Raw genomic sequence first — 20529 nt, 5'->3', positions numbered from 1 at the left:
CAGCCGCATGGGTGCGCAGCACGTACGCGGCGGCCGGATTCTTAAATTATCGGAACAACAGGTAGCTCATGCGTGCAATACTGATCCGGGAACACGGTATTCCCGAAACGTTGAAGATTGAAGACGTTCCCACGCCGGCCGTGAGTGACGACGGCGTACTGATCGATGTGCATGCGATAGGGGTCAACTATCCCGATCTGCTGGTCATCGCCGGGCAATATCAAATCCTGCCGCCGCGTCCGTTCAGTCCGGGGAAAGACGCCGCCGGCGTCGTCGCGACGGTCGGCCGCAATGTGAAGTCCTTCAGGCAAGGTGACCGCGTGGTGGCGCAACTCGAATCCGGCGCCTACGCGGAACAGGTCGCAGCGCGAAAGGAAAACTGCTTCTTGATTCCGGACAGCATGCCGTTTACCGATGCAGCGGCGATGGGGCTGGTGTATCAGACCGCGCATTTCGCCCTGGTAGAGCGTGGCGGCTATCAGGCCGGCGAAACTGTGCTGGTCAACGGCGCGGCCGGCGGAGTCGGGCTGGCGGCGGTGCAGATTGCAAAGGGCCTGGGCGCCACGGTGCTGGCGGGCGTCAACAATGAGGAGCACGCAAAACTGGCGCAGGCCAACGGTGCCGACCATGTGATCCGGTTTGACGCCGACAACTTGCGCGATGCGCTGCGCCAGCAGGTATACGCGGTGACCAACGGACGTGGCGTCGATGTGGTCCTCGATACATTGGGCAGCGACGTGTTTGATGCCAGCTTGCGCGCAATGGCGTGGCGCGGCCGGATGGTGGTGATCGGTTTTGCGGCCGGACGAATTCCGGAGATCAAGGCGAATTACCTGTTGGTCAAGAACATCCAGGTATCCGGCTTGCAGTGGAGCGACTACCGCGAACGTGACCCGGAATGGGTACGTCGCGTGCAAGACGAGCTGTTTGCGCTGTACAGCGCGGGCAAGATCAGGCCGAACGTGATGCAAACCTTTGCCATGGAAGACTTCGCCACTGCCCTGGCGCTGGTCAAGGCAGGCAAGGTGCAGGGCAAGGTGGTTCTGACGACCCGCCATGCGCAAGACTGATGGCAGCGCCGCGCTTCAATACGGGCCTATTTCCATCCCTGGTCAAGAAAGCATGGTCATGACAAATGCACTAGATCCATCCAGTATCGTGGCGATTATCGGCAGTGGCGCGATGGGCGCCGGGATCGCGCAAGTGGCCGCTGCCGTCGGGCATCCTGTCATCCTGCATGACACGCGGCCGGAGGCGATTGAAAAAGCCATCGGCAATATCCGGAAAACCTTCCGGATGCTGGCCGACAAAGGGCGCATGACGGAGGATGCGGCGGTGGCCGCCAGTGCGCGCCTGCAGGCGGCCACCCATCTTGCTGAACTTGCGGATGCGCGGCTGGTGGTCGAGGCGATCGTCGAAAATCAGGAAGTCAAACGCGGGTTGTTCGCCGATCTGGAAGACGTGGTCAGTGAAGACTGCATTCTGGCGACGAATACGTCGTCCATTTCGATCACCGCGCTGGGGGCGAAACTGCGGCATCCATCTCGTCTGGTCGGCATGCACTTCTTCAATCCGGTGCCTTTGATGGCGCTGGTCGAAGTGATCAGCGGACTGGCGACCGATAGCCGGCTGGCGCAGGTTGTGTACGCAACGGCGACGGCTTGGGGCAAGAATCCGGTCTATGCCAAATCGACGCCGGGATTCATCGTCAATCGGGTGGCCCGCCCGTACTATGCCGAAGGCTTGCGGATACTGACCGAGCAGGCGGGCGAGCCGGCAACGATCGACGCGATCATGCGCGAAGCCGGCGGATTCCGCATGGGGCCGTTTGAGCTGATGGATTTGATCGGACACGATGTCAATTTCGCGGTGACCCAATCGGTTTTTCAGGCGTATTTCAATGATCCGCGCTTTACGCCGTCGCTGCTGCAGCAGGAACTGGTGAATGCCGGATTCCTCGGACGAAAATCCGGGCGCGGCTTTTATCCGTACGGACAAGACACGGCACCTCCGCAGCCGCAAACCGAGGCGCCGCAGGCCGCGCCGCAACAGCTAACGATTATGGGCAGCGGAGCGGTAGCCGACGCGATTGCGTCGCGTATTGCAGCGGCCGGGATGGCGTTCGTGCGGGTCGATGCGCCGCAGGCCAACAGCGGTTTGCTGGAGTGCGGTGGCGCGGTTGTCCATCTCACCGATGGCCGCAGTGCGACGCAACGTGCCAGTGATACCGGGGTAGCCAATACCGTCTTGCTGGATCTTGCGCTCGATTACGCCAGCGCGTCCCGGATTGCGCTGGCGGCGGCGGACCAGTGCGATGAGGAGGCTTATCGAGCGGTGGCCGGGTTATTCCAGGCCGCAGGTTTTGCCGTATCGCGTTTGAACGATGTGCCGGGCATGGCGGTCATGCGGACGGTGGTGATGCTGGCCAATGAAGCGGCCGACGCGGTGAACCAGGGCGTATGCACTGCACAGAGCGCAGATGTGGCGATGCAAAAAGGCGTCAACTACCCGCGCGGGCCGCTTGCCTGGGCCGATGCGATCGGACTGGATGATGTGTTGACGGTGTTGCACAACCTGGCCGGCACATATGGCGAAGACCGCTATCGGGTGTCGCCGCTGATACAGCGCAAGGTCGCGAGCGGTGCACGTTTCCATTCCTGAAGCGAGCCGGGACATTCACTCAACTCAATAATGGCATGGGCTGATGTCAGAACGTTTTTTGCCTGCCTGCAGGAATGGATATGAATTCCTGGCATGCATTGATTCGCTTGCCCTTTTCTTTCTTGTAACCCTCTAAAGGAGATTAACCATGAATCAGGAACTATTCGACAAGGGCCTCAAAACTCGCCGTGAAGTGCTGGGAGCCGAGTACGTGGATGCATCGCTGAAAAATGCCGATGACTTCAATATGGACATGCAGGAACACGTCACCCAATACTGCTGGGGCGATGTGTGGAACCGTCCGGGCCTTGAACGGCGCACCCGCAGTTTCCTGAACCTGGCCATGATCACCGCGCTGAATCGTCCGCATGAATTGAAGCTGCATGTCCGAGGCGCCATCAACAACGGGCTGACCAAGGAAGAAATCAAGGAAGTGTTCCTTCAGGCCGCCATCTACTGCGGCGTTCCAGCGGCGATCGACAGCTTCCGCGTCGCCAAGGAAGTGTTCAAGGAAATGGGCATCTGATGGACGCAGTCGCAAAGAAGATCGGCTTTATCGGCCTGGGGATGATGGGCTTTCCCATGGCGAGCCTGTTGCACAAAGCCGGGCACGCGCTCACGGTACTGGACGCGGTGCCAGCGACGCTGGAGCGCTTTGTCAGCGAGCACGCTGGTGCAAGCGCCGCCGCAGGTCTTGATGCTTTTGCTGGGGTGGATGTGGTCATCACGATGCTGCCCAACTCTGACATCGTGGATGCTACCGTGTTGGGGCAATCGGGTCAGCGCGGCCTGATCAACATCCTTCGGCCGGGTGTTACCGTGATCGACATGAGTTCGTCGCAACCCTTGCGCTCGAAAGTGCTCGCGGAACAGCTGAAAAAGATGAGGCTGTCGTTTCTCGATGCGCCAGTGTCCGGTGGCGTCAAGCGTGCTGTGGATGGCTCGTTGGCGATCATGGTGGGCGGCGAGAAGGCGCAGTTCGACGCGCACCAAGCGCTGTTTCTCCACATGGGTAAAGTCATCACCCATGTCGGCCAGGCAGGAGCGGGTCATGCGGTGAAGGCCCTGAACAACTATGTGTCGGCTGCCGGGCTGGTGGCTGCTGCCGAGGCATTGTTGGTGGGACAAAAGTTCGGCCTGGATCCGGGCATCATGACCGATGTATTTAACAGCTCAACCGGTAAAAACAATACAACCGAGCACAAGGTGAAACCCTTCATGTTGTCGGGCAAGTTCAATTCGGGCTTCTCGCTGCAACTGATGGCTAAAGATCTTGGGATCGCCATGAACCTCGGTGAATCCATGGGCTGGCAGATGCTGCTGGGCAAGGAAGTGCTCAATCTGTGGGCAGGCGCGGCGTCCACGTTGGACAAGTCTGCCGACCACACAGAGATGTATAGGTATCTGCAGCAGATCGAGAAGTGACATGAGGCTGCTCGATGCGCTACAGGCATGTGCAAATACCGCCAGGCAGGACAAAGAGTTCATCAGCGCCGCGGCCGGTTTGCCGTGCCGAATATTGCTCGAAGTCCAGTCGTCCGAAGGGAGGGAGCAGGTTATCGCTGTTGGTGGCGAATCGGCGTCGGCGATATACCTCTCGGCATCGCCGCAGGTGTGGCAGCAGATCATGCTGCCACTGCCCCCGGTGGGGTGGCACTCCTTCACAGCCGCAACACGTCAGACAGAGTTGTTTTCTGTGCGTGCCGATGCAATTCAGGTCGCGCAAGGCTTGCATGCGCTGGAACGCCTGTTCGAGATACTTCGCGGTCAGGTCAGCGAAGAAGCTGTAGCTGACGAACCGCTTGACCTGAGTGGACTGACCGGCCGCTATGCCACGCTCAGGCTCGGCAACAGTGAGCGTTTGACGGTTTATCACGAGTTCAGCGGTACAGTCGGCATGCCTTGTCTGCTCATGTTGCACACCGCCGGTGCCGACTCTCGACAATATCACGCGCTGATGGCCGATGCGCAGTTGCAACAGCAATGGCACATGCATTCGTTCGACATGCCTGGGCACGGGCGCTCGCCTGGATCCTCCCGGTGGTTGTGGCAGGACTACCGCTTGAGCAAGGCCGCTTATCTTTCCGTGTGCGAGGGCGTCTTGCAACAGGTGTTGTCGCAGCCTGCAGTGATGCTCGGGTGCTCAATGGGTGCGGCGATGGCGTTGTACGCAGCGCGTGAGTTGCCGGAGCGCGTGCTCGGGGCGATTGCGCTTGAAGCGCCGTTTCGCTCAAGCGGGCGACGCACCGTTCATTTGACTCATGTCCAGGTGAATCAAGCCGCTCACAACCCGAGTTATGTGCGTGGGCTCATGAGTCCTTCCAGCCCATTGCGGCACCGCCGCAATGCTGCCTGGATATATTCTCAGGGCGGCTTCCAGATTTACCCAGGTGACCTCGCGTTCTATAGTGATGAATTCGATGCTGCCGTCGACGTGCAGGGCCTGGATGGAAGCGACCGGCCGATTCACTTGCTAACTGGCTCATATGACTACTCGGCCACTCCGGCCGATTCGAGGCATGTTGCTGATCTGATCCCGGGCGCGGTGTTTGCCGAGATGGCGGATCTTGGTCATTTTCCGATGATCGAGAATCCAACTGTCTTTTTACGATATCTGGCGCCGGTGCTTGAATCGGTGCGCGCTCGCCTTAACTGAAGGACAAACGATGTTGCCAATGTACGAGGTTTATGCGATGCGCTATGCGACAGTGGCGCGTCAACGCAGGGAAAACTTTATCGTCACCGATATGCACGATGCCTCCATGCCGATGGACTACTTTGTCTGGGTCGTTCGGGGCAATGGTCGCATTTGGCTGGTTGATACCGGGTTCAACGAGGCGGCAGCGCGAGGCAGAGGGCGTGTGCTGCTTCGTAGTCCGGTGGCTGCGCTGGCGATTCTTGGCATCTCGGTTGAGCAAGTGGCAGACGTGATCATCACGCACCTGCACTACGACCATGCGGGCAATATTGACCTGTTGCCCAACGCCCGATTCCATTTGCAGGAACGCGAACTTCAATATGCCACCGGCCGGCACATGTGCCATGACGTCTTACGCCATGCCTATGCGGTCGAGGATGTCGTGAATCTCGTTCGCGGCGTGTACGAAAAGCGCGTCGATTTCTACCTCGGTGACGACGAATTGGCACCGGGTTTGCAACTGATCCATGTCGGCGGCCATACCGAGGGCTTGCAGTCGGTTCGGGTGCATACAAAGCGCGGCTGGGTTGTGCTTGCTTCGGACGCGAGTCATTTTTACGAAAATATCCACCGCGAGTCGCCGTTTCCCATCGTCGTCAACATGGCCGACATGCTGGTCGGCTATCAAAGACTGCTCGCGCTATGCGACAGTCCCGACCACCTGGTGCCCGGGCATGACCCGCTGGTTCTTGCTCGTTACCCACACTTCGGCGACCCAGCCAACGAGGTGGTGTGCCTGCACGAATCTCCCGTCAGCGCGTTGCCGTTCCAGGCCGTTGCCAGCCATTGAGCGAAAGCGTGAACCCGCAAGGCAAGGCGGTGATCGTAACTGGTGGTGCAAGAACTCAGCGGGCGTTTCACCGTGTTACGAGTGCGTCCTGCACCTCGGGACTATCTGACCACCAAGATGCGTTGGCGCATCGATCACGACGCTGCGTCTGCGGTTGAGTCTCGCACTCGCAAGCGCACCTCGACACTGCCCGCATTGCGGGTGGAACGGTTGCGGTAGGGACGGGGGTTACCCCCCGCCCCCCGCACAGATCCGTACGTGCAGAATTACCGCATACGGCTCCTGCCTCAGGTATGTGACGCGAAGAACCGCTCCTCAGGGTGTGGGTGCATGTTGCGGGCGGGCGGAATGAAACGATTGGCAATACGGCTGAACCTGTCCCACGGTAGTCGATGTCGCTGACTTCGACGCATCAGTGCATGTCGCCAAGCGCGACATATCTCACTGCGCATTCCTGCCAGGCGATACAGATTTCCCGGTACAGCGTGGTAGTTGAAGTACCCCTGAACCACGCGATTCAACCACTTGCCCACAATGGAGACGGATTCATGCCGTCGTCGCATCAGTTCTACACGGATAGCGTCGAGAGTCGCGCGCATTCTCTTCTTCACCGTCAGGCGCAGGACCTTGAATCGGCCTTGCCTGTCGGTACCACAACAGTGCGTAAACCCAAGGAAGTCGAATGTTTCAGGCTTGCTTTGTCCCCGACGTTTGCGATTGGTTGCGGCGAATCGACCAAACTCGATCAGTCGCGTCTTCTTCGCATTCAGGGTCAGCCCAAATTTGGCCAGCCGCTCCTGCATTGCTGTCAGGAACCGCCTGGCCGTCTCTTCGCTCTTGAATCCGAACACACTGTCATCAGCGTAGCGCACGACAATCACCTTTCCCCGTGCATATTTGCGACGCCATTGCCGCGTCCATAGATCAAGGGCGTAATGCAGGTAGATGTTCGCCAGCAACGGCGAGATCACCGCGCCTTGGGGCGTGCCCTTGAGCGCCGCTACCCTGCACCCGTCCTCAACCACCCCCGCTTTGAGCCATTTACGAATCAGACCCAGCATTCGCCGATCCGCAATGCGGTGTTCCAGAAACTTCAGCATCCAGTCATGGTCGATTTCATCGAAGAATGACGCAATGTCTGCATCCAGTATCCAGTTCACGTTTTGGCTCTTGATCCCGACCGTCAGCGCATCCAGTGCATCGTGCTGGCTGCGCCCCTGCCGGAACCCGTACGAGAATCCAAGAAAGTCCTCTTCGTAAATCGTATTCAGCACGGTCACCACCGCTTGCTGTACGACTTTATCCTCCAGGGAGGCGATGCCAAGCGGGCGCTGTCTGCCATCGGCTTTGGGTATGAGTACCCGCCGCGATGGTTTGGCTCGGTACGCACCGGTATGAATTTCCCGGTGCAGCCCGTGTACCCGCTCGTAGAGTCCTTCCTCATAGTCTCGCCACGTCACGCCGTCCACTCCCGCCGCCGCGTCGTGGCGAAGCGCATAGAAGCTCTCCACCAGTAGCTGCGGCGTGATGTGGTGCAGCAATGCCGTGAAACGCACCGTCTTGTTCAAACGGGCAACTTCGCGTACGCCGTCAAGACCCGTCGACGCGCAACTGTTCCGGCTCTGGGTCCGGGACGCGGGGTTCTTGTTGACGTTTCCTTTGGCTACGCCCCTTCCCTCCACCACCTCCGCCGGGTCATCCCCTTTGTTCGGCGGCTTCCTTGGTACTACGGGCGTATCCGACTTCTCATCTGCGTGAACGACAGGGTTACGGCTTTTAGCCTTGCCTGTCCCGCCCGAAGCTTGTGCATCGGGCACAGATGAGATCTCCCAGCTTCCGTGCAAGAGACTTCCCGGCGTGCTCAGGGTCTTCGACCGCGCGGGATCAGGGCATGACTGGCGTGTAACGCCATGCCCCGTATTGCCTTCTGCTTCGCTTAACAGCATCGGCATCCCGGTTTCCTGATTTCGCGGCTCCATGGCTGGCTCGCCGGTTTCCCCTGTCAACGCTTCGCTCCACACCTCGCGATGTGTAACGCATGACTCGGGGCCTGATTGATTCGCCATTTCTTACCAGTATCAAACTTTCATTGACTATCTCTTGCCAGCTTTGCTGGCGCACTAAGCGTTCCGCCAACCCATATTGACCGGGTGCAGCAACAGGCAGGCGATACGCAGCGGCAAGCTGGTGATCGGTGAGGGGGCGTGGCGGTGGCGCGCGGGTCGCCGGTAGCCCCGGATCAGAGTTGTCTAACTAACACCTGTTCTGTTAACATTCCCATATCACCCGAGTCAGGGGCGTGTCGCAGCCTGACGCTACCCAATCGCGAGGAAAGCTCCCATGTCCGTCGAACCCCCTATCCTGTTTGCGGTTGATGCCGACGGCATCGGCACCCTGACGCTGAACCGGCCGGATCAGCTCAACGCTTTCGATCTCGAAATGGTTGAAGCCTGGCGCGCAGCGCTTGAGCAGGCCGAGGCCGATGAGCGCGTCAAGGTCATCGTCGTCACCGGCGCCGGTCGCGCGTTTTGCGCCGGTGGCGATTTCGAGGAGATGGCCAAGTTCAGCGAAATGGACAGCATGGGGCGCAAGGACTTTCTGTACCGGCATGTGCACCGCATCGCGCTCACGCTGGAGCGCATGGAAAAACCGGTCATTGCCGCTGTCAACGGCGCGGCGCGCGGCGCGGGCTGTGACATGGCTTTGATGTGCGATATCCGGTTGATGGCCAGCTCGGCCACGCTGGCCGAGAGTTATATCAACATCGGGCTGATGGCCGGTGATGCCGGTGCCTGGTACTTGCCGCGACTGATAGGCACTGCGCGCGCGCTTGAGCTGTTCTGGACCGGTCGCGTGGTGGGGGCGGAAGAGGCCGAGCGCATTGGCATGGTCAATCGCGTGGTGCCCGATGCCGAACTGATGAGCGCCACCTACGAGATGGCGCGCACCATTGCCTCCAAGCCGCAGCAGGCAGTGCGCTTCTTTCGTCGCGCCGTCTACCAAAGCCAGACCATGGCGCTCGCCACGCACCTGGACATGGTGTCCTCGCACATGGCGGTGCTCGAAGACACGCCCGAGCATCGCGCCGGCATTGCGGCCTTCCGCACCCGCTCGCGCGCAAGCAAGTAAAAAAGGGCGGCGCCGTGCAAGGCATTCTGAATGGCATCACCGTCATCGATCTGTCCCGCTTGATTGCGGGGCCTTACGCGGCCATGGTGCTGGCCGACTTGGGCGCGCGCGTCATCAAGGTCGAGGCCATGACCGGCGAGGAGGGGCGGCATTTTGGCCCGCCGTTTTATGGCGACTCCAGCGTCGCTTTCATGACCTGCAACCGGGGCAAGGAGTCGATCGCGCTGGACATACGCACCCCGGCCGGGCGCGCGGTGCTGGAGCGGCTGATTTCAAAAGCCCAGGTGCTGGTGCACAATTTTCGCCCCGACTTTGCCGAGGCCCATGCGCTGACCTACGACGCGGTGCGGCGCCTCAACCCGACGATGGTGTACTACATGGTCAGCGCCTTTGGTGAGCAGAGCGACTACCGGCTCAGACCCGCGGTCGACAGCGTGGTGCAGGGCATGACGGGCGCCTTCTACGCCAGTGGTGAAGAGGGCGACGCACCGATTCGCATCGGCTTGCCAATCATTGACGTGGCTTCCGGCATGTGCGGCGCCTTGGGCGTGCTGGCCGCCGTGATGCACCGGCAGCAGACCGGCCAGGGGCAGCGCGTGGAGCTGTCGCTGGCGGACACCATGTTCAATTTTCTTGCCAGCAAGGTGGGTGAATATGCGATTGAACAGCGCGAGCCGATTCGCTCGGTGAACCTGCCGATTGCGGTGCCGAGCCGTCACTTTCGCGGCTCCGACGGTGCCTGGTTCAGCGTGTCGGTGGTGAATGAAGGGGCGTTCAAGCGCTTTTGCGTCGTGGTTGAGCGGCCCGAGTGGCTCACCGATCCGCGTTACCAGCGCAACGCCGTGCGCATTGCCAACCGGCCGGCGCTGCTGGCTGAACTGGAGGCGATTTTCATCACCCGTGCGGCGGCTGCCTGGGTGGCGGCCTTCGAGGCTGCCGACATTCCCTGTGGTCCGGTGAACACGGTGTCCGAGGCCATGACCGACCCGGTGCTGGCCGGTCGCTTTGTTGAACATCCGGCGATGCCCGGCCTGCCGCTGATCCCCTTTCCAGCGCAACTTGCCGCGGGCATGCGCCGGCCCGACGCCATGCCGCCACCGCCCAAGCTGGGCGAGCACAGTCGGAACATTCTCGGCGAGCTGGGTTACAGCCCGGCCGAGGTGGATCAACTCGTGAAAGACTGCGTGATAGCACACGAATTGAACCATCGTCATCAGTAGATCCCCAAACTTTAATAGGAGAGTCAGGCATGTCGGACCAGGAAGTCATTTACGAAGTCAAGAATTTCGTCGCCACCATCACCATCAACCGGCCCAAGACGCTCAATGCCTTCACCGGTGACACGATCAAGGACATGGAGCGACTGCTGGCCCAGGCCGGCAACGATCCGAAGGTCGGTGTCATCGTGCTGACCGGCACTGGTGAGCGCGCCTTTTGCGTCGGCGGTGATGTCAACTGGGAAAAGGGCGAAGGCGGCAAGAGCGGCCTGCAGGACCTGGAGTTCAACTTCAACCGGCAGATCGCCGAATGCCCCAAGCCGGTGATCGCGCGTGTCAACGGTTATGCCATTGGCGCCGGTCACCACATTGCCTACTTTTGTGACTTCACGATTGCCGCCGATCACGCGATCTTCGGTCAGAACGGGCCACGCGTCGGCTCACCGGCGGGCGGCTACATCGTCTCGCACGCGGCCAATGTGCTTGGCCACAAGCGGGCGCGCGAGCTGTGGATGCTGTGCCGCCGCTACAGCGCGAAGCAGGCGTTCGACTGGGGTCTGGCCAATTCGGTGGTGCCGATGGCCCAGCTCGACGCGGAGGTGCAGAAGTATTGCGACGAATTGCTGTCGCTGTCGCCGACCTGTCTGAAGATTGTCAAGCGCTCGTTCTACCACCACATGGCGCCGATCATGGGCAAGGACATGAACGACCTGATCCAGGAAGTGGCACCCAACTATTTCAACACCGGCGAGCAGCAGGAAGGGGCCAGCGCCTTTCTTGAAAAACGCAAGCCCGACTTCAGCAAATTCCGCTAACCGGTAACCTTTGTCCTGCGCGGCTCGGCGGGGAACTTTTAGAGACTGAAAATGATGAACCAAGAACGTTACCCCGAGTTGCGTGCCGCGCTGCGCGATCTTTTCAAACGCTTTCCCGACGAGTATTTTCGCAAGATTGACGACGCCCGTGCTTACCCCGAGGCGTGTGTTGACGCGCTGACCCGGGCCGGCTGGCTGGCGGTGATGATTCCGCAGGAGTACGGCGGTGCCGGCCTGGGTCTGGCTGAAGCCTCGGTGGTGATGGAAGAGGTCAACCGCTGCGGCGGCAACGCCGGCGCTTGCCACGGTCAGATGTACAACATGGGCACCTTGCTGCGCCATGGCTCGGATGAGCAAAAGCGCCGCTACCTGCCCAAGATCGCCTGCGGCGAGCTGCGCCTGCAGTCCATGGGCGTGACCGAGCCGACCACAGGCACCGACACCACCAAGATCAAGACCACCGCGGTCAAGCAGGGCGACCGCTATGTGGTCAATGGCCAGAAGGTCTGGATCTCGCGGATTCAGCACTCCGACCTGATGATTTTGCTGGCACGTACCACCCCGCTCAAGGATGTGAAGCGCAAGTCAGAGGGCATGTCGATCTTCATCGTTGACCTGCACCAGGCCATTGGTCAGGGCATGACGGTGAACCCGATCCGCAACATGGTCAACCACGAGACCAATGAGCTGTTTTTCGACAACCTCGAAATCCCGGCCGAGAACCTGATCGGCGAGGAGGGCAAAGGTTTCAAGTACATCCTGGACGGCCTGAACGCCGAGCGCACCCTGATTGCCGCCGAGTGCATTGGCGACGCCCGCTGGTTCGTCGAGCGCAGCGCCCGCTATGCCCGCGAGCGCCGCGTGTTTGACCGCCCGATCGGGCAGAACCAGGGCGTGCAGTTTCCGCTGGCCGAAGCCCACATCGAGACCGAGGCCGCCGACCTGATGCGCTGGCGTGCCTGCGAGCTGTTTGATGCCCACCAACAGTGTGGTGCAGAGGCCAATATGGCCAAGTACCTGGCCGCCAAAGCCTCCTGGGAGGCGGCCAACACCGCCATTCAGACCCATGGCGGCTTCGGCTTTGCCTGCGAATACGACATCGAGCGCAAGTTTCGCGAAACCCGGCTGTACCAGGTGGCGCCGATCTCCACCAACCTGATTCTGAGCTACGTGGCCGAGCATGTGCTCGGGTTGCCGCGCTCATTCTGAAAGAAATTGCCATGCGTCCATTGGAAGGAATGCTGATCGTCACGCTGGAGCACGCCATTGCTGCGCCGTTCTGCACCCGCCAACTGGCCGACCTCGGCGCGCGCGTCATCAAGGTCGAGCGCCCGGGCGAGGGCGACTTCGCCCGCGCCTACGACACCCGGGCCCACGGCTCGGCCTCGCACTTCGTCTGGTGCAACCGCTCCAAGGAAAGCCTGACGCTCGACCTCAAGCACCCGGATGCCCGCACCGTGCTGCAAAAGCTGGTGGAGCGCGCCGACGTGCTGGTGCAGAATCTGGCGCCCGGTGCAGCCGCGCGCATGGGACTGGACCACGCCAGCCTGGCGCCGGTCAACCCGCGCATCGTGGTGTGCGACATCTCCGGTTACGGCGACGGCGGCCCCTACACCGAGAAAAAAGCCTATGACCTGCTGATCCAGAGCGAAGCCGGTTTTGTGTCGGTGACCGGCACGCCGGAGCAGCCATCCAAGGCGGGGCTGTCGATTGCCGACATCGCCGCCGGCATGTACGCCTACAGCAGCGTGCTGGCAGCCTTGCTGGAGCGCGGGCGAACGGGGCGCGGCCAGCGGCTCGAAATCTCCATGCTCGAAGCCATGTCCGAATGGATGGGCTTCCCGCTCTACTACACGCTGGACGGCCAGCCGCCGCCGCCGCGTGCCGGCGCCTCGCACGCCGCCATTTACCCCTACGGCCCCTTTACCTGCGGCGACGGCAAGCAGGTGGTGCTGGCGGTGCAGCACGACCGGGAATGGGCCACCTTCTGCAACCAGGTGTTGCAGTTGTCCGAGCTGACCGCACAGTACCTGGGCAACGCCAACCGGCTGGCCCAGCGCGAGAAACTGCGCGGCATCATCGAAGGCGTCTGCGCCACCCTGACCGCGGCGCAACTGGTGGCGCGGCTAGACGCGGCGCAAATCGCCAACGGCCAACTCAACGAGATGGCCGACCTGTGGAAGCACCCGCAACTCGCGGCGCGCGGGCGCTGGACTGAGATCGGTTCGCCCGGCGGCCCGCTGCCGGCGCTGTACCCGCCGCACCACGTCCAGGGCAGCGAGCCGCCGCCCATGGGGCCGGTGCCTGCGCTGGGCCAGCACACCGAAGCCATCCTGACCGAGCTCGGCTACGGCGAGACTGACATCGTCCGGCTGCGTGCGGACCAAGCCATCTGACTGCGAGATCGATGCCATGACCCTGGATACAAACCCGAGCGCGACGCTGGCTGCCTTTGCCGCCGATCTGTCATTCGACAGCATTCCGGCGCCGGTGCTGCGCCGCACCGAAGACCTGTTCCTCGACTGGTACGCCTCCGCGCTGGCGGGCAAGGGCGCCCGGCCGGTCGAGGCCATCGAAGCCTATGCCCGCACCATGGGCCCGGCCTCGGGCCGCGCCGAGGTGCTGATCTCGCGCCGCACCACCTCGCCCCATTTCGCCGCCATGGTCAACGCCGCGGCCTCGCACTTCGCCGAGCAGGATGACGTCCACAACGGCTCGGTGTTTCATCCCGCGGCCGTCGTGTTCCCGGCGGCGCTGGCCATCGCGCAGGACATCGGTGCCAGCGGCCGCGAGTTCCTGGCCGCCGTGGTGGCGGGCTATGAAGTCGGCATTCGGGTGGGCGAGTTCCTGGGCCGCTCGCACTACCGCATCTTTCACACCACGGCCACCGCCGGTACGCTGGCCGCCGCTGCGGCGGCCGGACGGCTGCTCAAGCTCGACGCGACCACCATGCTGCATGCCTTCGGCAGCGCGGGCACACAAGCCGCCGGGCTGTGGGAGTTTTTGCGCGACGCCGCCGACTCCAAGCAACTGCACACCGCGCATGCGGCGTCCAGCGGTCTGGCATCCGCCTACCTGGCGCGCGCGGGCTTTACCGGCGCGCGCCAGATTCTGGAAGGTGCGCAAGGCATGGCTGCGGGCATGTCGAGCGACGCCGATCCGGCGCGCCTGACCGACCGCCTGGGCCAGCGCTGGGCCACGGCGGAAACCTCGTTCAAATACCACGCCTCGTGCCGCCACACCCACCCCAGCGCCGACGCGCTGCTGGCGCTTATGCAGACGCATGGGCTCAAGGCCGACGATATTGCCGCGGTGACCACCCATGTGCACCAGGGCGCCATCGACGTGCTGGGCCGCGTCACTGTGCCCGCCACAGTGCACCAGGCCAAGTTCTCCATGGGCACGGTGCTGGCGCTGGCCGCCGAATACGGCTTTGCCGGGCTGAATGAATTTGAAGCGCATTACCTCGCGCCGCGCGTGGCCGCCTTGCGCGACCGCGTGACGATGCAGCTCGACGCCGAGGTTGACCAGGCCTACCCGCAGCGCTGGATCGGCAAGGTGACGGTCACCACGCACGCTGGCCGCATCTTGAGCGCGCGCGTCGATGAGCCCAAGGGCGACCCCGGCAACACCCTGACCCGCGCCGAGCTCGAAGACAAGGCGCAGCGCCTGGCGGCTTACGGCAAATCCGCCACGCCGGCCGAGGTGCAGGCGCTGATCGCACGCATCTGGGCGGTCGCACAGTCACCGCGCATGGACCGCTGGCTGGGGGCATGAACATGGCAACCAGCCCCCGTAGTCTGTCGCGCACCTATCTTTTTGTGCCCGCCGACCGGCCTGAGCGTTTTGTCAAGGCGCGCGCCAGCGGCGCTGACGCGGTGATCGTTGACCTGGAAGACGCGGTTGCCCCGGAGGCAAAGGCGCGCGCACGCGACGCGCTGGCGCTCGCGCTTGATGAGTCGGGGCCGCTGGTAGTGCGCATCAATGCTGCCGGCTCGCCCTGGTTTGAAGACGATCTAAAGTTGTGTCGCCATCCTGGTGTGGCCGCGGTGATGCTGCCCAAGGCCGAGGGCATCGATGCCGTCTGCACCGTGGTCGAGACCACCTTCAAGGACGTGTTGCCCATCATCGAGTCGGCGCGCGGCCTGCATGAGATGGACAACATCGCACGCGTGCCGGGCGTGGTCCGCCTGGCTTTTGGCAGCGTCGATCTGGCGCTCGATCTGGGCATTGACTGTGCGCCCGATGGCGCGGAGACTGAGCTGCTGGCTTTCCGCTCCCAAGTGGTGCTGGCCTCGCGGCTGGCCGGGCTGGCTGCGCCGGTCGACGGCGTCAGCACCGCGATCGACGACCTGCAACGCTTGCAGGCGGACGCCGAGCGCGCACGCCGGCTCGGCTTCGGCGCCAAGCTGTGCATCCACCCGAAGCAGCTGGCCATCGTCCAGGCGGTGTTCACGCCGACCCCCGAGCGGATTGACTGGGCGCGCCGCATCTGCAAGGCATTTGCATCGGCCGGCGGTGCCGCCGTGGCCGTGGATGGCCAGATGGTGGACCTGCCGGTGGTCCAGCGTGCGCGCGCCGTGCTGCGTGACGCGGGCCTGAGCGCCTGATTTTTTTGAACCCACCCCCAACCGACTGGAATTCCTTTTGACCCGCAAAACCAAACCCATACGCTCCGACATTGCCTGGAGTACCCCCGACCGCATCGAAGTGCACGGCAAGAGTCTGCCTGACGAGATTCTCGGCCATCTCAACCTGGGCGACATGGCCTACTTGCAGATCGTCGGGCGCATGCCGACACCGCAGGAATCGAACGTGTTCAACGCCATTGCGGTGACGCTGGTCGAGCACGGCATCACGCCCAGTGCGCTGGTCGCGCGACTGACCTACGCCGGTGCGCCCGAATCGCTGCAGGCCGCGGTGGCGGCCGGATTGTGCGGTCTAGGCAGCGTGTTCGTCGGCAGCACCGAAGGCACCGCCAAAATGCTGTACGAGGCCCTGCCACCCGGAACGAAAGGAGCTGACCTAGAGCGCATCGCTTGCGACACCGTGGCAGCCTTTCGTGCGCGCGGCCAGATCATTCCCGGACTCGGTCATCCGCTGCACAAGCCGGTCGATCCGCGCGCCCCGCGCCTGTTTCAGATCGCCAGGGACAACGGTTTTTCCGGCGACTACATCCGGCTCGAACAACTGATCTGCGCCGAGGCCGAGCGGGTGGCCGGCAAGATGCTGCCGGTCAACGCCACCGGCGCCATCGGCGCCATCTGCTGCGAACTCGGGTTGCCCTGGAAGATCGTGCGGGGCATCGGCGTCTTGGCGCGCGCCATCGGGCTGGTGGGGCACATCCTGGAAGAAAGCAAGAACCCGATAGCGGTCGAGATCTGGCAGCGTGTCGAAGACGAGGCCACCCGGCACATCAGGCCACAAGGCGCCTGATGCGCTGCGGCTGGCCAAATTCGATTTTCAGGGTGACAAGCTGCTCACAACCGGTAACCTTTACTGGGCCAGCGACCTACGCCTGTTTGATACCCCGGGGCTGCTTGCCCGCTGAACTTTCTTGAAGGTGAAACCATGTCCCGTACCCTCCTCAAGTCCAAGATCCACCGCGCCACAGTGACGGCATGCGAACTGCATTACGAGGGCTCCTGCGCGATCGACGAGGATCTGATGGATGCTGCCGATCTGCGCGAGAACGAGCAAATTCACATCTGGAACATCAACAACGGTGAGCGCTTTGTCACCTACGCCATCAAGGGCGAGCGAGGCTCGGGCATGATCTCGGTCAACGGTTCAGCGGCACGCCGTGCTGCAGTGGGCGACCTCATCATCATCGCGGCCTTTGCCCAAGTGCATGAAGAGCGGGTCGCTGGGCATCATCCCCAACTGGTGTTTGTGGACGAGCACAACCGCCAAACAGCCTTGCGCCACCACGTGCCAACGCAGGCACTGTGATGTCGGCAAGCCTCTCCAGCCGCAGCACGGCCAGCGTGTGGCATCCCTGCACCCAGATGAAACGCCACGAGACCCAGCCGCCGCTGGCGCTGGTGCGCGGCAGCGGTGCCTGGCTCTATGACGAAGCGGGCAAAGGCTACCTGGACGGCTTGAGTTCCTGGTGGGTCAACCTGTTCGGCCACGCGAACCCGCGCATCAACGCCGCCGTGAAAGCCCAGCTCGACACGCTGGAGCATGTGATGCTGGCCGGGTGTACCCATGCGCCTGTGGTCGAGCTTTCCGAGCGGCTGGCGGCGCTGACAGGGCATGCACTCGGGCATTGCTTTTACGCCTCTGACGGTTCCTCCGCCGTAGAAATCGCACTCAAGATGAGCGCCCACTACTGGCGCAACAGCGGCCAACCCCTCAAGCGTGACTTTGCCTGCCTCGCGCAGAGCTACCACGGCGAAACCCTGGGAGCCCTGGGCGTTACCGATGTGCCGCTATTTCGTCAGGCTTACGATGGCCTGCTGCGACCGGCCCACATCGTCGCCAGCCCGGATGCGCGTGCAGCCCGTCCGGGTGAAAGCGCGCGGGACGTGGCAGCGCGCGCGGCGGAAACACTGCGGCAGTTGTTCGAGGCCAAGGCCGACACCATCGCCGCGCTGATCGTGGAACCGCTGGTGCAGTGTGCCGCTGGCATGGCCATGCACGATGCGCAGTACCTGCAGGACATCCGCCGCCTGTGCGACCAGTACCACGTGCATTTGATCGCTGATGAAATCGCCGTGGGTTGTGGCCGCACCGGCACCTTCTTCGCTTGTGAGCAGGCCGGGAATGGGGGAGGTGAGGGGGAAAGGATGTGGCCCGACTTCCTCTGCTTGTCCAAAGGCATCAGTGGCGGCTACCTGCCGCTGTCACTGGTGATGACGACGCCAAATGTCTACCAGGCTTTTTACGACGATGGCATCAACCGTGCCTTTTTGCATTCTCATTCCTACACCGGCAACCCGCTGGCCTGCCGCGCAGCCCTGGCTTGCCTGGACATTTTTGAAGAAGACGATGTGCTGAACGCCAACCGCGTGCGTGCCACGCGGCTCAGCATCCTGCTAGGCCCTGTAGCCGCGCACCCGCAGGTGCGGCATTTCCGGCAGCAGGGCATGATTTGGGCCTTTGATGTTACGGTTGAAGATCCCGCGCATGCGGCCACCTTCTCGCGGCGCTTTCATGCCCTGGCCTTGGAAAGCGGGTTGATGTTGCGCCCCATCGGTAAAACCGTCTACCTGATGCCGCCCTATATCCTGAACGACCACGAACAGACATTGCTTGCCGAGGGCGTGCAAAGCGCGTTGGCCGAAGCGCTGCGAACCTGAAACCACCATGCATTTGATCGACACCCTGGAGGCGCGCATGGTGCAACTCGACGCCCAACACCTGCGCCGCCGCACGCGCCCTACGCAATCGCCCTGTGAGCCCCATGTCAAGCTGAACAACCGTGATCGCCTGGCGTTTTGCTCGAACGACTACCTGGGGCTTGCCAACCACCCTGCGGTGGTGACGGCCTTGCAGGAAGGGGCCGGGCTGCACGGCGCGGGCAGTGGTGCATCCCAACCTCATCAGCGGACACAGCCAGGCGCACGAGGCGCTGGAGCACCGGCTGGCGGAGTTTGTCAGCCCCCAGTTCGAGACCTGCCGCACGCTGTTTTTTTGCACCGGCTACATGGCCAACCTGGCGGTGACGCCTGCGCTGGCAGCCACGGGCGAGCCCACGGCGATTTTTTCGGAAATGCTCAACCACGCCTCGCTGATCGACGCGGTGCGCCTGGCCCGAGGCGCGCGCGTGCATGTGTATCCGCACGGCGATTTGCAAACCCTGGAGACGAGGCTAGCGCAAGAGACAGCGACGAACAAGCTGATCGTGACCGACAGCGTGTTCTCGATGGATGGCGACATCGCACCGCTGCCGCAGTTGCTGGCCCTGGCCGAGCGCTATGGTGCTTGGCTGATCGTGGACGATGCCCACGGCTTTGGCGTGCTGGGTGCCGGTGGACGTGGCGTGCTGGAGCATTTTGGCCTGAAGTCTCCGCACATCGTCTACATGGGCACCTTGGGCAAGGCCGCCGGGGTAGGCGGGGCTTTTGTCGCGGCCTGCCCGCAAGTGATTGACTGGCTGGTGCAAAAGGCTCGCACCTACATCTTCAGCACCGCAGCGCCGCCGGCATTGGCGCACGCCCTGTGTACCAGTCTGGACGTGATTGCCGGGCTACAGGGGCATTCCCGCCGCCAGCACCTGCAAGCGCTGATTGCCCACCTGCGCGAACGCATGGCCAGCAGCTCGTGGCGCTTGTTGCCATCCGACACGCCCATACAGCCACTGATTCTGGGCAGCAATGAGACCGCGCTGGCCGTGTCTGCCCAGCTCGAAGCGCAGGGGCTGTGGGTTCCCGCCATCCGCCCACCGACAGTGCCACCGGGCACAGCCCGCCTGCGCATTGCGCTGTCTGCTGCGCACAGCATCAACGATGTGGACAGGCTGGCAGACACCCTGAAAGCACTGCAATGACACTGCCACCACCCCTACCACGCAGCCTGCCCCGTGCTGATTTTTTTGTCACAGGCACGGACACAGGCGTCGGCAAAAGTCTGGTGGCCGCCGCTTTGCTGCGCCACCTGGGGCGAGCCGGTCGGCGGACCGTGGGCATGAAGCCGGTGGCCGCAGGCGCGACACAGGTGGATGACCGCTGGTGCAACGACGATGTGGAAGCACTGAGCGCGGCCAGCAATGTACAAGCCCCGGCGCCATGGGTATGCCCCTACCTGCTGCGGGACGCCATGGCACCGCATATCGCCGCCGACCATGCGGGCGTCCACCTGAGTCTTGAGCATATGCGCGATTGTTTTGCGCAACTTCAGTCGGTATCCGACAGCGTGGTGGTCGAAGGTGCAGGTGGTTTTTCTGTGCCGATCAATGCCACCGACACCTTGGCCGATCTTGCCCAAGTTTTGGCTGTGCCGGTCGTGCTGGTGGTCGGCATACGCCTGGGCTGCCTGAACCACGCCTTGCTGACGGCGCAGGCGATCCGGCAGGCCGGTTTGCCGCTGGCCGGCTGGGTGGCCAATCACATCGACCCCGGGATGTCGGCTCCGGTCGAGAATGTCAACGCGCTGGCCCAGCGGCTGGGCGCGCCCTGCTGGGGGCAGATTCCCTGGCAAAGGCAGAGTCCTCGCTTTAATTTTGCAGATGGGTTGGAGGCAATTCCATCGGTCATTGTTCCGTCTTATTGAAAG

At 62.5% G+C, this 20529-nt stretch carries 17 protein-coding genes and 2 pseudogenes; 18 read left to right on the top strand and 1 reads right to left on the bottom strand.

The features are described from left to right. Positions 1-68 precede the first annotated feature (68 nt). From B7G52_RS11155 to B7G52_RS11130, 6 genes are all read left to right on the top strand, one after another. On the top strand, positions 69-1070 hold the full coding sequence (locus B7G52_RS11155) for an NADPH:quinone oxidoreductase family protein (RefSeq protein WP_096697672.1): 1002 nt from the start codon (positions 69-71) through the stop codon (positions 1068-1070). A gap of 58 nt (positions 1071-1128) precedes the next feature. Continuing rightward, positions 1129-2661, top strand: a complete 1533-nt coding sequence (gene paaH / locus B7G52_RS11150; protein ID WP_371329014.1) for a 3-hydroxyacyl-CoA dehydrogenase PaaH — start codon at positions 1129-1131, stop codon at positions 2659-2661. 148 nt (positions 2662-2809) lie between these two features. Beyond that, a complete protein-coding gene (gene pcaC, locus B7G52_RS11145; protein WP_096697670.1) occupies positions 2810-3187 on the top strand; it encodes a 4-carboxymuconolactone decarboxylase in 378 nt (125 codons plus the stop codon). Next, complete coding sequence (locus B7G52_RS11140; protein ID WP_096697669.1) at positions 3187-4086, top strand: NAD(P)-dependent oxidoreductase; 900 nt, start codon at positions 3187-3189, stop codon at positions 4084-4086. Before pcaC ends, B7G52_RS11140 begins: the two co-directional genes overlap by 1 nt. 1 nt (position 4087) lies before the next feature. Next, on the top strand, positions 4088-5317 hold the full coding sequence (locus B7G52_RS11135) for an alpha/beta fold hydrolase (protein ID WP_096697668.1): 1230 nt from the start codon (positions 4088-4090) through the stop codon (positions 5315-5317). Between the two features lie 10 nt (positions 5318-5327). Further along, the gene (locus B7G52_RS11130; RefSeq protein ID WP_096697667.1) at positions 5328-6149 is read left to right on the top strand and encodes an N-acyl homoserine lactonase family protein; all 822 of its coding nucleotides are present in this window, start codon (positions 5328-5330) and stop codon (positions 6147-6149) included. Between the two features lie 228 nt (positions 6150-6377). Here B7G52_RS11130 and ltrA read toward each other — a convergent pair. Further along, positions 6378-7966 (bottom strand): annotated as a pseudogene (gene ltrA, locus B7G52_RS11125) (group II intron reverse transcriptase/maturase). 523 nt (positions 7967-8489) lie between these two features. Between ltrA and B7G52_RS11120 the strand changes: the two are divergent. The 12 genes and pseudogenes from B7G52_RS11120 to bioD all read left to right on the top strand — a co-directional run bounded on the left by B7G52_RS11120 (position 8490) and on the right by bioD (position 20526). Further along, a complete protein-coding gene (locus B7G52_RS11120; RefSeq protein WP_096697665.1) occupies positions 8490-9278 on the top strand; it encodes an enoyl-CoA hydratase/isomerase family protein in 789 nt (262 codons plus the stop codon). A 14-nt stretch (positions 9279-9292) separates the two neighbouring features. Further along, on the top strand, positions 9293-10498 hold the full coding sequence (locus B7G52_RS11115; RefSeq protein WP_096697664.1) for a CaiB/BaiF CoA-transferase family protein: 1206 nt from the start codon (positions 9293-9295) through the stop codon (positions 10496-10498). A 29-nt stretch (positions 10499-10527) separates the two neighbouring features. Next, positions 10528-11310: an enoyl-CoA hydratase-related protein gene (locus tag B7G52_RS11110; protein WP_096697663.1), complete on the top strand. Its 783-nt coding sequence runs from the start codon at positions 10528-10530 to the stop codon at positions 11308-11310. A gap of 51 nt (positions 11311-11361) precedes the next feature. Continuing rightward, a complete protein-coding gene (locus B7G52_RS11105; RefSeq protein ID WP_096697662.1) occupies positions 11362-12519 on the top strand; it encodes an acyl-CoA dehydrogenase family protein in 1158 nt (385 codons plus the stop codon). An 11-nt stretch (positions 12520-12530) separates the two neighbouring features. Next, positions 12531-13706, top strand: a complete 1176-nt coding sequence (locus B7G52_RS11100) for a CaiB/BaiF CoA-transferase family protein (protein ID WP_170954747.1) — start codon at positions 12531-12533, stop codon at positions 13704-13706. Positions 13707-13722: 16 nt separating this feature from the next. Beyond that, complete coding sequence (locus B7G52_RS11095) at positions 13723-15087, top strand: MmgE/PrpD family protein (RefSeq protein WP_096697660.1); 1365 nt, start codon at positions 13723-13725, stop codon at positions 15085-15087. Further along, positions 15084-15920, top strand: a complete 837-nt coding sequence (locus tag B7G52_RS11090; protein ID WP_371329013.1) for a CoA ester lyase — start codon at positions 15084-15086, stop codon at positions 15918-15920. The genes B7G52_RS11095 and B7G52_RS11090 overlap by 4 nt, the downstream gene beginning before the upstream one ends. Positions 15921-15957: 37 nt before the next feature. Further along, on the top strand, positions 15958-16746 hold the full coding sequence (locus tag B7G52_RS11085) for a citryl-CoA lyase (protein WP_096697659.1): 789 nt from the start codon (positions 15958-15960) through the stop codon (positions 16744-16746). A gap of 135 nt (positions 16747-16881) precedes the next feature. Continuing rightward, a complete protein-coding gene (gene panD, locus B7G52_RS11080; RefSeq protein WP_096697658.1) occupies positions 16882-17262 on the top strand; it encodes an aspartate 1-decarboxylase in 381 nt (126 codons plus the stop codon). Beyond that, a complete protein-coding gene (bioA, locus tag B7G52_RS11075) occupies positions 17262-18614 on the top strand; it encodes an adenosylmethionine--8-amino-7-oxononanoate transaminase (protein ID WP_096697657.1) in 1353 nt (450 codons plus the stop codon). The genes panD and bioA overlap by 1 nt, the downstream gene beginning before the upstream one ends. A gap of 7 nt (positions 18615-18621) precedes the next feature. Beyond that, positions 18622-19804, top strand: a pseudogene (bioF, locus tag B7G52_RS11070) (8-amino-7-oxononanoate synthase). Then, positions 19801-20526, top strand: coding sequence for a dethiobiotin synthase (gene bioD, locus B7G52_RS11065; RefSeq protein WP_096697656.1), 726 nt, complete (start codon positions 19801-19803; stop codon positions 20524-20526). The pseudogene bioF and the gene bioD overlap by 4 nt, the downstream one beginning before the upstream one ends. Positions 20527-20529 lie beyond the last annotated feature (3 nt).

The sequence above is a fragment of the Polaromonas sp. AER18D-145 genome (genome assembly GCF_002379095.1).
Taxonomy (GTDB): Bacteria; Pseudomonadota; Gammaproteobacteria; order Burkholderiales; family Burkholderiaceae_C; genus Polaromonas.
Note: the sequence above shows the minus strand (reverse complement) of the source record. Positions and strands in the feature narration are given on the sequence as shown.